10 protein-coding genes and 1 riboswitch are annotated in these 13,723 nt (G+C 54.3%); of the genes, 5 read left to right on the forward strand and 5 right to left on the reverse strand.

Annotated elements, in window-relative coordinates; all coding sequences use genetic code 11:
- Positions 1–13 precede the first annotated feature (13 nt).
- Positions 14–1,531, forward strand: a complete 1,518-nt coding sequence (locus NST26_RS01330; protein ID WP_340978317.1) for a methyl-accepting chemotaxis protein — start codon at positions 14–16, stop codon at positions 1,529–1,531.
- A 295-nt stretch (positions 1,532–1,826) separates the two neighbouring features.
- Here the strand turns inward: NST26_RS01330 and NST26_RS01335 are convergent, their stop codons facing one another.
- Positions 1,827–2,507, reverse strand: a complete 681-nt coding sequence (locus NST26_RS01335; RefSeq protein ID WP_340978318.1) for a class I SAM-dependent methyltransferase — start codon at positions 2,505–2,507, stop codon at positions 1,827–1,829.
- Between the two features lie 616 nt (positions 2,508–3,123).
- Between NST26_RS01335 and NST26_RS01340 the strand changes: the two genes are divergently transcribed.
- The 3 genes from NST26_RS01340 to NST26_RS01350 all read left to right on the forward strand — a co-directional run bounded on the left by NST26_RS01340 (position 3,124) and on the right by NST26_RS01350 (position 6,839).
- Complete coding sequence (locus NST26_RS01340) at positions 3,124–4,728, forward strand: LytS/YhcK type 5TM receptor domain-containing protein (RefSeq protein WP_445253479.1); 1,605 nt, start codon at positions 3,124–3,126, stop codon at positions 4,726–4,728.
- On the forward strand, positions 4,725–5,456 hold the full coding sequence (locus NST26_RS01345; protein WP_340978319.1) for a LytR/AlgR family response regulator transcription factor: 732 nt from the start codon (positions 4,725–4,727) through the stop codon (positions 5,454–5,456). The genes NST26_RS01340 and NST26_RS01345 overlap by 4 nt, the downstream gene beginning before the upstream one ends.
- Positions 5,457–5,579: 123 nt before the next feature.
- Entirely contained in the window at positions 5,580–6,839 is a 1,260-nt protein-coding gene (locus tag NST26_RS01350; protein WP_340978320.1) for an L-lactate MFS transporter, read from the forward strand.
- Positions 6,840–7,286: 447 nt separating this feature from the next.
- On the opposite strand, the gene odhB is transcribed toward NST26_RS01350, so the two are convergent.
- Together odhB and NST26_RS01360 are read right to left on the reverse strand one after the other, a co-directional pair.
- The gene (gene odhB / locus NST26_RS01355; RefSeq protein WP_340980773.1) at positions 7,287–8,621 is read right to left on the reverse strand and encodes a 2-oxoglutarate dehydrogenase complex dihydrolipoyllysine-residue succinyltransferase; all 1,335 of its coding nucleotides are present in this window, start codon (positions 8,619–8,621) and stop codon (positions 7,287–7,289) included.
- A 59-nt stretch (positions 8,622–8,680) separates the two neighbouring features.
- Positions 8,681–11,548, reverse strand: a complete 2,868-nt coding sequence (locus NST26_RS01360; RefSeq protein WP_340978321.1) for a 2-oxoglutarate dehydrogenase E1 component — start codon at positions 11,546–11,548, stop codon at positions 8,681–8,683.
- Positions 11,549–12,043: 495 nt separating this feature from the next.
- Positions 12,044–12,147, forward strand: a riboswitch (cyclic di-GMP riboswitch).
- 34 nt (positions 12,148–12,181) lie between these two features.
- Between NST26_RS01360 and NST26_RS01365 the strand changes: the two genes are divergently transcribed.
- Complete coding sequence (locus NST26_RS01365) at positions 12,182–12,325, forward strand: anti-repressor SinI family protein (protein WP_143803895.1); 144 nt, start codon at positions 12,182–12,184, stop codon at positions 12,323–12,325.
- Between the two features lie 144 nt (positions 12,326–12,469).
- Here the strand turns inward: NST26_RS01365 and NST26_RS01370 are convergent, their stop codons facing one another.
- Together NST26_RS01370 and NST26_RS01375 are read right to left on the reverse strand one after the other, a co-directional pair.
- Positions 12,470–12,802, reverse strand: a complete 333-nt coding sequence (locus NST26_RS01370; RefSeq protein ID WP_036732876.1) for a helix-turn-helix domain-containing protein — start codon at positions 12,800–12,802, stop codon at positions 12,470–12,472.
- Positions 12,803–13,123: 321 nt separating this feature from the next.
- A complete protein-coding gene (locus NST26_RS01375) occupies positions 13,124–13,714 on the reverse strand; it encodes a TasA family protein (RefSeq protein WP_036732873.1) in 591 nt (196 codons plus the stop codon).
- Between the last annotated feature and the right edge of the window lie 9 nt (positions 13,715–13,723).

Raw genomic sequence — 13,723 nt, forward strand, 5'->3', positions numbered from 1 at the left:
GTGAACGTGCAGAATGGGAATTCGCCGGAGCAAGGCCGCTATCGTTATTATTTTGCTGCTAGGTGTGGGGTTGTATGGCTTATGGATGGAGATGTACTGGGTACATAAGGTTGTCTATCTGCTGCTGATGGTAGCGCTGGCCGGGTTTGCGCTGGATATGGGGCGGAACGGAGCGGTTGGAGCCCGGAAATTGGCGGAATCACAGAGCAAGGTAGAGCGGCTGGGCAATGAAATTGTTGTCACCTCGGACCGGCTGCATGGTGCTCTGGAGGAGATTACCCGTCATACCGAAGGGCTTCAGCAGACAGCGGACTATTCGCATGCCTACGAGGTGGAGCTGCAGACCCGCAGCAATGAGGCGAAGGCCAATATTGAGGGGGCTTTTGCCAGGATGGGCGGAGTCGCAGCAGTTACCGGACAGATTGGAGAGCTGACCGGACGGCTGAGTATGGCGATGCAGGCAGCACGTACAGGGATGGCGGGGATGGTGGATTCTCTGAAGAATACAGATGAGGTCATGGAGGAATTGCAGGAGCAGAGCGGAGATATGCTGGGCAAATTCACCGTGTTAAGCGGACATATTGCGCTGGTGGAGGAGATGAACGCCCTGATCGTAGGCATCGGCAATGAGACCTCGCTGCTGGCCCTGAACGCCTCGATTGAAGCTGCGCGGGCCGGGGAAGCGGGCCGCGGATTTGCTGTGGTCGCAGGCCGGATCAGGCAGCTGGCCGATCAGAGCCGGGATTCCGTGGAGCGCTCAACGGCGGTGCTGCGGGATCTTAATCATGGCGTACGGCAGGTGCTGGAGTCGGTCACGAAGGAGCAGACAGCGGTTGCGCATGGCGTGAATGAAGTGGCGAAGGTGAAGCAGCGCCTCGGGGATATCTCGGCCCGGGTGGAGGAAGTCGGGGTCATAGTTACGGAGTCAGCGGCTGCGGCCGAGCGGCAGAACAGTCTGATCGAAGAGGTGACCGGCGAGCTGAGCGGTGCAGTGGGGATTGTCAATGAGACCATAGCAGGCGTAGACCTGACCTTGGAGCAGGTGACCCGCCAGCGCACGCAGATTGGGCAGCTTAATGAGATCAGCGCAAGTCTGCTGCTGGAATCTCAGACCTTGCAGCAGTCAGTGAACGGCATTGCCGGACGCGAAGTCATTGAGCTGAGTCAATATACGGCGCGGCTTGAGGAAATGCAGACGGTGCTTCAGGAGATAGCAGCCAAGCAGGAGATGTGTGCAGCGGATGCGGACATCCATGGCAGAGTTCTTACGGCCTGTAAGAATAAGGTGCCGGATGTGCAGGCCATCTGGTCCAACCGGACGGATGGCACCTTCATCTACTCTGAGCCTGCGGCCGGCCTGCTGAATGCGAAGCGCCGCGACTGGTGGAACGGGGCGATGGCGGAAGGCCAGTACGTCTCCCAGCCGTATGTCTCGGCCATTACGAAGCGTTCCTGCATTACGCTCTCCAGAGCAATTACGAACGGGGACGGGGAGATTGTGGGTGTGGTGGGGATTGATCTGGCAGTCTAGAGGCATTGAACAGTGGACGCATACGGCGCAGTAAGAGAGGGATAGTAGGTTGAATTGATTAGCGGGTCATTAGGCTGGAATGGAGATATAAGCATTTTGCGAACAAACTCAAATTTGCATAAGGTGCATTAAAAACATTGGCCCCAAAAATTTCAACGACGACAGCTCTTGAACGAGATAATAAAGTCATAGACTGCCGTTGTGTTATTGAGTTAACGTGGCTCTTTAGCATAACGAAGGACTACCATACGGTAGCCCTTCGGTGTTCAAGAGTCATTCCCTGTTAATTCAACGCTTATCGCCGTACTTTCTTGCCAACAGCGAGCCCTAGACTCAACCAACGTCCTTCATCGTGCAAAATAAAATCCTTCTCGCCTTCGTAATATCGGAAATTATCGAGCATCCATTGGTAACTCTCAGAGAAGTAAGAACTTTCGGTAATTAAAAAACCTTGATTTCGAAGTAAATTGCAATTCCAATCTAACGTCCGAATCCATTTTTTATAAGACTGTAAGATATCGAAATTCTCCAAACCAAGCGGTATTGGATTCAATGTACACATAGGTTCTGCAATTCCAAAAAAACTGTTAGTGCGAGTAATGCGTGTGATTTCTTTCAGAGCTTGTTCCCTATCCTCTATCATAAAAAAAGAGCCGATACTAAAGACTGCATCAAATGCTTCGTCAGGAAATGGCATAAGTTCAGCATTCGCTCTTACTGCCAGAACGTTATTATCTACACCCTGTTCTGATGCATATTCCTGGATAACACTCAATGTTTCCCACAATTCCAATGTAATTACAGTTACTCCCCAATGTTTAGCTACCGTTGCCGCAACTTGACCAGTACCAGCGCCTATTTCCAATACACGCATACCTGGCTTCAATTCTAAAGCAGTAATTAGTGGCAGAGCCATTTCGTATGAACCCGCGCCTAATGGAGTTGGGTTTTGGATACTTAGAAAAGGATTATTCAAGACATTTTTCTCCCTAATGGGGAGTCGCAGTTATAGGGCTAATTAGGCGCTATATTCCCCGTTTTTTTGCCCATTATTCTTCTTACTTTTCATGTTAACCGCCTCCAATTCTTATATATTCCAAGTTTATCAAAAAACAATCAAGGATACCATCATCTACTATCCTGCCTTGAAACTTTTTCATCGAGAGTCATAGTGACTGTTGCGCAGTCCGAAGAAAAGGTGCAGCAGTTATTTTGAGGGGCTGTTATAGCCCCTATAGATTACTTTCGTTTGTTACGGCCAATTAGGCCGCCCACAATCCAAAAGATCAAAATGCCAACAAAGGCAAATACAATCCAAAAAGCTATACGCACAAGCTATCACTCCTTTAAAACAACCTTACGATAATAGTTAATTTTCCGCAATAGAAGGGCTTTTATACTCAGGAGGGAACACGACATGCCTGGTTTGGAAATCCAATAGGATTACCTCAACCCTTAGCGGCGGCTGCGCAGATTGCTATAACCATTATCCCAACTTATAATGGACCGATAGCTTGTCCTATGGAGGCGTGAGTGTGCAATATAATCTGAGTATTTTGCTCCAATTGTTTGAGCGGGCAGCGCTGCTGCTGATGTGTCTGTTCGTTCTGAGCCGGGTGCCGCGGTTCAAGGAGATTTTTGCCAAAGGCGTTCATGCGCCGCAGGAGCTGGCGATTGTTACGGTCATCTTCAGCCTGTTCGCCATCTTCGGAACCTACAGCGGGATTAATGTGGAAGGGTCTCTGGTCAACGTGCGGATTATCGCCATCATAGCCGGAGGGATTCTGTTCGGTCCTTGGGTCGGGCTGATTACCGGGATCATCTCGGGCGTACACCGCTTCCTGATCGATATCGGCGGGGTCACCTCGCTCCCGTGTCTGATTACCAGCATTACGGCGGGCGTGGTATCCGGGATCATCTACCGGCGCACTTCGCCTGAACGCCGCTGGATCGCTGCCATTGCCGCCGGGATGGCCTGCGAGGCATTGACGATGGCGCTGATTCTGGTAATGGCTGATCCCCATTCGCTGGGCGTGGATATCGTGTCCAAGATTGCTTTTCCGATGATAGTGGGGCAGATCTGTGCCGGGCTGATCGTTACGCTTGTGCAGAGTGTAGAAGGGGAGAAAGAACGGATTGCCGCGAAGCAGTCCAAGCTGGCGCTGGAGATTGCCAATAAGACGCTTCCGTATTTCCGCAGTATTACTCCCGAGTCGCTGCGTACCATCTGCGGAATCATCCAGGAGGATATCGGGGCGGATGCGGTGGCAATTACCGATACCAGAGTCATTCTGGCCTACGTGGGTGTCGGGGAAGAATATTATGCCGAAGCTAATGAGATCATCAGTGAGGAGACGAAGCAGACGCTGAGCAGCGGGGAGATTACCATCCGTGACGACGATACCGAATACATGAACCGTGACATCCGCTCGCTGATCATTATCCCGCTGAAGGAGAAGGGGGAGGTGACGGGATCACTCAAGATCTACTATACCCACGCGCATAAAATCACCTATTCCCTCCAGGCTATGGCGGTAGGGCTGTCACAGATCATCTCCACACTGATGGAGGTGTCACGGGTTGAGGGGATCAAGGAGATGGCCAACAAGGCCGAGCTGAAGGCACTGCAGACCAGCATCAACCCCCATTTTCTGTTCAATGCGCTAAATGCAATTATCTCCTCCATCCGGATCGACCCGGACAAGGCGCGCGAGCTGATCGTCAATCTGTCGGGGTATATGCGGTATAATCTGGAGCTGACCGATGAGTCCATAGATATCCGGCGCGAGCTGCAGCAGGTGCAGCATTATGTGGAGATTGAGAAGGCCCGCTTCGGCAGCCGGCTGAGCGTTCTGTACGATATAGATGAGGTAACAGTACGTATTCCGAGTCTGGTCATTCAGCCGCTGGTGGAGAATGCGATTATCCACGGGATTTTGAAGGGGAAAGGGAACGGAACGGTAGACATCTCGGTCAAGGATCACGGAGACAGCGTAAGGGTGCGGATTGCCGATACCGGAGCGGGGATCAGTGAAGAGACGATTGCGAAGGTCTACAGCGGAAGCATGGAAGGCAACAAAATCGGCCTCAACAACGTGCACCAGCGCATCAAACTGATCTATGGCACGGGTCTGACCATCCGGCGGCTGGCTAAGGGGACGGAAATCTATTTTGATGTGATAAAGGAGCAGCGATGAGAGCGATCATTGTCGAGGATGAAGTGCTGGCAAGACAGGAGCTTACGTATCTGATTCAGACCCACAGCCGGATCAAGATTGCGGCGGAATTCGAGGACGGGCTGGATGCGCTGAAGTATCTGCAGACGGATACGGTGGATGTGATTTTCCTGGATATTAATATCCCTTCGATTGACGGGGTGCTGCTGGCCCATAATATCAGCCGGTTCGCGGTCAAACCGTATATTGTGTTCATTACAGCTTATAAGGAGCATGCCGCCGAGGCGTTCGAGATTGAAGCGTTCGACTATATTCTGAAGCCCTACAGTGAGACGCGGATCAGAGCGATGCTGCAGAAGCTGGAGGGGGCCATCACGGCCGGAAGCCGCCAGGGGGAAGAGGGGCCGGTGAAGCTGGGCAGCGATAAGGTCAATCTGTGGAAAAATGAAAAGATTATCGTCGTCGATGCAGACGAAATCTATTATGCTTCGGCGCAGGAGAAAATAACGAGTGTGATCACCAAGGGGGAGGAATACAGCATGGCCCTCAGTATCAGTGAATTCCATACCCGCCTGCCGCAGGAGCAGTTCTTCCGCTGTCACCGCTCCTATCTGGTCAATCTGTCCAAAATCAAGGAAATCATCCCCTGGTTCAACAATACCTATCTGCTAAGGCTGCGGGATCTGAATGTGGAGGTTCCAGTCAGCCGCAGCAAGGTGAAGGAATTCAGGCAGATTATGCGTCTCTAACGGCAGTTCATGCCCCGTCAGTGTCATCTCATTCCGGATTTCTCTCAGAAGGAGCTCCTTTCGCTACAATGAAGAGGCAGAGTAAGCCTTGAAGCGACTTCAGAGAGAAAGAGGGAAATTCTGATGATAACGGATACAGCCAGTAAAAGGTGGCTCATCGTATTAGGTACAGTGATTATGCAAATGGGACTCGGCACCATCTACACCTGGAGCCTGTTCAACGCACATCTTGTCAGTACATTTGGTTTTGAGCTTAGCTCAGTTTCGATAACGTTCTCTATTACCAGCTTTGCCTTGGCCTTCGCCACACTGTTCGCAGGCAAGCTGCAGGATCGGTTCGGTCTCCGCAGACTGACCGCAGCTTCCGGTATCCTGCTGGGGCTGGGGCTGATTCTAAGCTCACAGGCCAGTTCCCTGCCGATGTTCTACCTGCTGGCTGGCGTAGTGGTCGGGTATGCGGACGGAACGGCGTATATTACTTCGCTGTCTAACCTGATGAAGTGGTTCCCGAAGAATAAAGGACTGATCTCCGGGGTGTCCGTGGGTGCTTACGGAACGGGCAGTCTGATCTTCAAATACATCAACGGCAGCCTGATTGAATCGGCGGGGGTGTCGAATGCTTTTCTATACTGGGGCCTAATGGTCATGCTGATGATTCTCCTCGGCTCGCTGCTGATCCGGGAGGCTCCGTTGGCTGCACCTGCTGTAACTGCTGCGGGAAACCGGGTATCGTCCGCTTCCGGGGCGGCTCTGCTGCCCAAGGATTATACCGTGAAGGAAATGCTCCGCACGAAGGAAGCGTACCTGCTGTTCGTGATTTTCTTCACCGCCTGTATGAGCGGCCTCTATCTGATCGGTATCGTGAAGGATATCGGTGTGCAGCTGGCGGGTATGGATGTGGCGACGGCGGCGAATGCTGTAGCGATGATCGCTATTTTTAATACGGCTGGACGCCTGATTCTTGGCGCATTATCCGACCGGGTAAGCCGCACTAAGCTGATTAGTATCACGCTCGCGGTAACGGCTGTGGCGATGTTTACCCTCAGCTATGCCACACTGAGCTATGGCCTGTTCTTCACCTGTGTGGCGGCCATCGCCTTCTGCTTCGGCGGTAACATTACCGTCTTCCCGGCGATTGTCAGTGACTTCTTCGGCCTGAAGAATCACAGCAAGAACTACGGCATCATCTATCAGGGCTTCGGGATCGGCGCGCTGTCCGGTTCGTTCATCGCCGCCTTCCTCGGCGGGTTCAAGCCTACTTTTAACATCATCGGTCTGCTGTGTATTCTGGCCTGTATCCTGGCGGTTTCGCTTAAGCCTCCGGTAGCCAGAGCAGCCAAAGCCAAGGGAATGAGCCTGAAGCCTTCACGGCATACGGCTTAAACCATATAGAGTAATATGTCGGCTGGACATAATTAGAGACAAAGAGATCGTTTTGGAGAAGAGACGTTCCTGCGCTTGCGTAAGCGGGTGGGGAGTGTCTTTTTTTCGTTGTTGTTAGGGGGAAAACGAACACATTCGGCGTTGCGTGGGAGCGTGGGCCAGATGCAATAGGCTCGCGAAAGGCGTGTGGGCTCAATGTATGCGGAAAACAGTATACAATGGGGCTCGTGAAAGGCGCGTGAGCGCATGAGTTAAATGTAATCGAAAAACTGAACACAATGGTACATCGAGGGTGGCTGCCGGAAAAAGGAGGATGGTGGTATGAGCGGGTATGGCGGAGGCAGAGTCAGCGGATATAGCAAAAAGGCATCCGGGAGGGCGTAGGGTTACGCTCTAACGGGTGCCTTTATGTTAATTAAATGGTTGGAGAAGCGATGGGCCGGGGGCTTAGCCTTCCAGCAGCAGGGATTCCGGGTCCTCCAGCAATTCCTTGACTCTGACCAGGAAGCTGACCGCTTCTGATCCGTCCACGATCCGGTGATCGTAGGACAAGGCGATGTACATCATCGGACGGTTGACCGTGCGCTCCTCATCCAGCGCGATGGGGCGCAGCTGGATTTTGTGCATGCCGAGAATGCCGACCTGCGGGGTATTGAGGATCGGTGTGGACAGCAGGGAGCCGAACACTCCGCCGTTCGTGATGGTGAAGGTGCCGCCCTGAAGCTCCGGCAGGCTGAGCGTATTGGCGCGCGCCTTGGAGGCCAGCTCGCCGATACGCCGCTCGATCTCTGGGAAGCTAAGCCGGTCGGCATCGCGGACGACTGGTACGACCAGGCCTTCCTTGGCAGCTACGGCAATGCCGATGTCGTAATATTTCTTCAGCAGGAGATCTTCTCCGTCGATCTCGGCGTTCAGCATCGGATAAGCCTTGAGCGCGCCGATGACGGCCTTGGTGAAGAAGGACATGAAGCCGAGTCCGACCTCGTGCTTCTCCTTGAAGGCATCCTTGCGGCGCTTGCGGATGTCGAGAATGGCGGTCATGTCCACCTCGTTGAAGGTGGTCAGCATCGCGGCCGTCTGCTGCGCTTCGACCAGGCGGCTGGCAATCGTCAGCCGCCGCCGCGACATGCGCTTGCGCTCGGTGGCCTTGCCGTCCTCGGCGTGCGGCGCCTTGCCCGCTGCCTGCGGCGCGGGCTTCGCCGGCTCCGGCCGCACGGCCGCCGGAGCTGCTGGCGCAGCGGCCTGCGGCCCGGCTGCGCCATGACCATCCACATCGGCCTGACCGATCCGGCCGATTGGGTCGCGGGCACTGACCTCGCCGAGGTCGATGCCCCGCTCCCGCGCCAGCTTGCGCGCCCCCGGCGAAGCCAGGGCCGCAGTGCCTGCCGCCGCACCTTCGGCGGCGGCTGGAGCCGTTACCGCAGCGGCCGGTTCAGCCGCTGCGGCACTTGCGGCACTTGCGGCACTTGCGGCAGCAGCAGGCGCGCTGCCGCTCTGCGGAGCATTATCTGCTGCAGGCTTGCCCCCGCTGGCAGCACCTGCCCCGGCGGCGCTGCCGATGATGCCGATGGCTTCGCCAACGGCAACGTTCTCGCCCGCCTGGCGCAGGATGGAGGAGATGACGCCGTCCTCCTCCGCACTGATCTCGAGATTGACCTTGTCGGTCTCAAGCTCGGCAAGCACATCTCCCTGGCCGACAGTGTCGCCTTCTTTAACCAGCCATTTGTAGATCGTTCCTTCGGAAATCGATTCGCCCAAATCGGGTACTTTTATCTCGGACACAGGCCGTACCTCCCCAAATATAGTGGTGTGCGTGATATCGGATGACCGCCTTGCTGTGCTCAGGAAGACGGTACAGGTGCTTGCACTGCAGCATTCAATTTCAGGGCTTCCCGGACAATGCGCCGCTGCTCGAAGCTGTGGACATCTGCGTAGCCGCTGGCCGGACTGGAACGGTCCGGACGGCCGATATACTGGACAGTGACCTTCTGCGGTGAGATGGCGCGCAGCCGGGATTCGGCATACGTCCACCCGCCCATATTCTTCGGTTCTTCCTGCACCCAGACGATCTCCTCCAGAGAGCTGAAGCTGCTAAGGTGAGCGCCAAGCTCGCGTTCCGGGAACGGATAGAGCTGTTCCATGCGCAAAATGTGCAGCCAGGAGAAGTCCTGTCCGCGCGTTGCCTCCAGCTCCGTCTGCAGGTCGATGGCCACCTTGCCGCTGCATACCACGAGGCGCTTCACGGCTTCCGGCTTACTGCCGAGCAGCGGCTCGGGAAGAACCGGCTGGAAGGTGCCCGAAGCGAGGTCCGCTCCGGCTGAGGTGCTGCGCGTGTTACGGATCAGGCTCTTCGGCGCCATGATCACCAGCGGCCGGGCATCCGGTTGTCCGCAGAGCGCGGCCTGACGGCGGAGCAGATGGAAATACTGCGCAGCGCTGGTCAGGTTGGCTACAGTCCAGTTCTCCTCGGCGGAGAGCTGGAGGAACCGTTCCATTCGGCCGCTGGAGTGCTCTGGTCCTTGGCCTTCATAGCCATGAGGCAGCAGGATCGTCAGATTGCTGCGCTGCGTCCACTTGGCACGGCCGGCGGAAATGAACTGGTCGATAATGACCTGAGCGGCATTGGCGAAGTCGCCATATTGAGCCTCCCAGATGACGAAGGTCTCCGGTGCGAACACGTTATAACCATATTCGAAGCCGAGGACAGAGGCCTCGGACAGCGGACTGTTGTAGACGCCGAAGGAAGCGCTGGAATCACTCAGCTGATGCAGCGGCGAATAGAGTTCGCCGCTCTCGCTGTCATGCAGCACCAGATGGCGGTGGGCGAAGGTGCCGCGCTGTGAATCCTGTCCGCTGAGGCGGATCGGCGTGCCATCCTTCAGGATGGTAGCGAAGGCAAGTGTCTCTGCCAGTGCCCAGTCTACCCGCTCTCCGTCATTCAGCGCATCCTTGCGGCGCTGCAGAATCCGTTCCAGCTTCGGATAGACCTTGAAGCCTGCCGGTACGCGCAGCAGCTCGCGGTTAATTTCCTGCAGACCGGCCAGAGGGAAGGCTGTCGGACGCTGCTGGGGACTGCTGTTATCCAGCGCGACGGCGGTTTTGGACTCCGCATTCTTCTGCTTGCCTTCCTTCATCTGATCGAAGGCCTGCTGGAGGACGCTCTCCGCCTCGGCAATCATGTTCTTCAGATCATCGGCTGTGATTACCTTCTCGCGCTCCAGGCGTTCTGCATAAGCGCGGTACACAGTAGGGTGGTTCCGCACTTTGCCGTACACAATCGGCTGGGTCGTCTCGGGATCATCCATTTCATTATGTCCGTGGCGGCGGTAGCCGATCAGATCAATCAGGAAGTCCTTCTTGAACATATGGCGGTAAGCGCTGGCCAGACGGACTGCGGCAATACAGGCTTCCGGGTCATCGGCATTGACATGCACGATTGGAATCTCATACCCTTTGGCCAAGTCGCTGGCATAATGGGTGGAGCGGGAATCCTCGCTCTCGGTGGTGAAGCCGATCCGGTTATTGACGATAATATGCACGGTACCGCCATTCTGATAACCCTGCAATTTGCCGATATTAAGCGTCTCAGCGACAATACCTTCGCCAGGGAAGGCTGCATCGCCGTGCATAAGCACAGCCATAGCCTTGCTTGTGTTCAGCTTAGGCAGTCCCGGAGCGTTGCGTTCTTCCTGTGCGGCGCGTGTGAAGCCCTCGACGACAGGATTGACGAATTCAAGATGGCTCGGGTTATTGGCCAGCGTGATCCGGGTACGTACGGTCTCGCCTTCGCGGACGGCACGGTCAGCCCCGAGATGGTACTTCACATCACCGCTCCACCCGTAAGTCACGCCCATGGAGCCTTCCGAAGGGAACAGCTCTTTGTTCGGCGAATGATGGAACTCTGAGAAAATAATATCATAAGGCTTGCCCAGAATATGGGCCAGCACATTAAGTCTTCCGCGGTGGGCCATACCCATCAGGATATGCTCGGCGCCGTCATGCGCGGCAGCCCGCACAATCTCATCCAGCATCGGCACAAGGGCATCATTGCCCTCCAGGCTGAAGCGCTTTTGGCCGACGAAGGTCTTGTGCAGGAAGGTCTCGAAATGCTCCACCTGAACCAGCCGCTTCAGCAGCTCTTTGCGTTCTGTATTATTCAGCGGGGCAGGGGAGGTCATAGATTCCGCCTGGCTGTTGAGCCAGCGCAGCTCGCGTTCATCATGCACATGCCCGAATTCATAAGCAATGGTCTGTGTATAGGCCTGGCGCATTCTGTGGACGGCATCCATTGCGGTATGCACATCCGCAGGGGCATTATCCCAGATCAGCGAAGCGGGCAGGGCATTAAGATCCTCGCGGGTAAGCTCGTAGGTCTCCAGCTCCAGCCATTTGGCCATCGGGTTCGTGCTGCGCTCCAGCGGGTCAATGTCTGCGGCCATATGGCCATATATTCGAATATTGGCGATCAGCTTCGAGGCCTTGACAGCCTTCTTGAGCCACTCGGCATCTGCTGATACGGCAGGCCTTGGAGCCCTCTCGGCATCGGGTGCCAGTGGAGGGGGGCCGGATACGGTGAAGAGATCGCGGTAATGCTGTTCAACAGAAGAGGGGTCCTTGACAAATTGCTCATATCTTTCTTGGATGTAGCCCAGGTTGGGGCCGTAGTATTTGCTCCATACTGTGTCGTTATAGGGCTCTTTGACTGCCATGAATAGGTCCTCCTAACGGATAAACTCCACGCGAGGCATCCAGTGTGCCACTTGGCGGAGCTGCAAATGTTTGCGGTTTCATTCTCATCCTATTGTGCTACTTTCCGGCGGGGTAATCAATTCATACTTTCGGTCAATCCGTTCGCAATTTGGCATGATTCATTACAGTATTCATACGGAACTATCATAAATAGAAAAAACTCATATAACAGCCCGTTATACATACAAATGGGTAATTGTCTCTATACGATGTTGCGTGCAGCGGCAAGTCGGGGCGGATGGGGTTCCCTTTAGTATATTTAAACTATTAGCTAGTGTTTGAACTTGGAACTGGAAATATTTATACAAGCCGCTGGCAATTTCAGCTAAGTTTCCTCACATTTTTTCATAAAAAAATTCCAGAAAACGACACACTAATCGCACATGATCTTGTATAATGTTATTGCGGAGAACGGTTTCATCGATTCTTGCCAGATCCTTTCATGATGGAAAGGGTCCAGTAAAAGGTAAACCTGCCGAAAGACAGGGGCACAAAGTCTCGGATCTAAAGTAGAAATACTACAAAGTAGCAATACTACTATGATGGCCGGACTGCCTGGGGACGCGAAAATTCTAGGAGGAGATTTCTTGGATATGTCCAACCAGGGGAATGACGAGCTGCAGGCAGTAGATCTGGATTTAGAATGGGTGCACTTGCTGATGTCTGCCAAGCAGGCGGGGATCGCGGCGGAGGATATCCGCCGGTTTCTAAGTGAGAAGGCGCTCCAGGCGATGTAAGGCGGTCATCATTGTTCGGATACATACAGAAAAGGCACAGCGTCCGGTACGCTGTGCCTTTTCTGTATGCCGCTTGAAAGGCTGCCTTCGCCGAAGGCGGCCTCCCTGCCGTGCGGAGTCTTCCCTGTGGCATATAATGCTCGTCTAGTTGTCCTTTTGTTCCATGCGCCATTTCTGGTAATCGAGGAATTCCTTGAATTCGCGTTTGCTTATACCGGAGGCCATGGCCTCCTGAACAAGCCGGAACCATTCCCCGTCCAGAGCCTGTTCTTCCGTCTCTGCCAGTCCGCCATACAACAGTGCATGAATGGATACCTGAAGCGCGTCAGCGATTTTTTCGATGAATTGAATGGAGGGGTTGGATTGAATGTTCCGTTCCACATTACTGAGGTATGATTTCGCCACATCAGCCTTATCGGCAAGCTCGGATAACGAATAGCCCTTCTCCAGTCGGAGTTTGTGGATGCGGCTTCCCATAGTATCTGACACGATTACAACGCCCTCCGTACTTTTTTTGGTGAAAAATAAGAAGTGATATGCTTCGCGCTATACATTCTCCTTATCTTTCTCGTTGAAACGGTACCGCCCGTTCAAAGGCCGGCAAAGCCGTTTTCTCTTGTCAGTATAACAAAAATCCGCAAAACGGACAAAAATCCTTGAACCCGGCAGCGGGGAAAAAGAAACGGCATACCCGGCCCGGATGGGGGAGGATATGCCGTCTTGATGGATTGCTGAAACGCTGCCTTCCTAATAAAAGGACGGCAAAGCCATTTTCACTTGTATAGGCTGGCCCCTGATCTACTTGGCTTCTCCCACTCCTTGAAGAGCATCGAAGGTCCAGTTCAGAGCTAAGCCGTCACCCTGGAAAATGTTCTGATCGAGCGTGTTGTCTACGAATTCGAAGGCGATCTTGAAGGTCTTGGACCCGGCGGCGGCAATCCCTCCTGGCAGTACACCTGCTGCTACGAGATCGTAGCTGGGGGTGTTTTTCAGATCCTTCAGGGAGATCTCGGACAGCACATGACCGCTTAGTGAACCGCCGGTGTACGTATTATCCAGGAGCTTGACCTTGAAGTGGTCTCCGAGATCCTGGCCCGCGTTATCGCCCTTGGCATCGGTCACGGTGTAAGTGGTGGCAAGCTTGAGGAATTTGATATCCAGTGTGCCGTCATTGGACAGGGTGAAGGTGCGGACGGTGTAGTCTCCCGGCTTCAGATTCGTCAGCGCTACCGGAGTATTGAAGGAAGAGCCGAGCTTCAGCGTACCGGCTGCGAAGGTTGCCGTGCTGGTAGCTGTGGAGCTGAAGTAAGCGAAGGTGCCCCCGCCGATTAAAGACAAGCCCAGTGCTGCCGATGCTACGCCAAGACCCAATGTTTTTTTGATACCCATTATTTATTT

It is taken from the genome of Paenibacillus sp. FSL R7-0128, from assembly GCF_038002245.1.
GTDB classification, from domain to species: Bacteria; Bacillota; Bacilli; order Paenibacillales; family Paenibacillaceae; genus Paenibacillus_AQ; species Paenibacillus_AQ silagei.

Bases quoted from the DNA above. Each gene is read 5' to 3' on its own strand.
- NST26_RS01350 (WP_340978320.1), top strand. From the start codon at position 5,580: ATGATAACGGATACAGCCAGTAAAAGGTGGCTCATCGTATTAGGTACA.
- NST26_RS01360 (WP_340978321.1), bottom strand. From the start codon at position 11,548: ATGGCAGTCAAAGAGCCCTATAACGACACAGTATGGAGCAAATACTAC.
- NST26_RS01330 (WP_340978317.1), top strand. From the start codon at position 14: ATGGGAATTCGCCGGAGCAAGGCCGCTATCGTTATTATTTTGCTGCTA.
- NST26_RS01370 (WP_036732876.1), bottom strand. From the start codon at position 12,802: ATGGGAAGCCGCATCCACAAACTCCGACTGGAGAAGGGCTATTCGTTA.
- NST26_RS01345 (WP_340978319.1), top strand. From the start codon at position 4,725: ATGAGAGCGATCATTGTCGAGGATGAAGTGCTGGCAAGACAGGAGCTT.
- NST26_RS01375 (WP_036732873.1), bottom strand. From the start codon at position 13,714: ATGGGTATCAAAAAAACATTGGGTCTTGGCGTAGCATCGGCAGCACTG.
- NST26_RS01340 (WP_445253479.1), top strand. From the start codon at position 3,124: ATGTGTCTGTTCGTTCTGAGCCGGGTGCCGCGGTTCAAGGAGATTTTT.
- NST26_RS01365 (WP_143803895.1), top strand. From the start codon at position 12,182: ATGTCCAACCAGGGGAATGACGAGCTGCAGGCAGTAGATCTGGATTTA.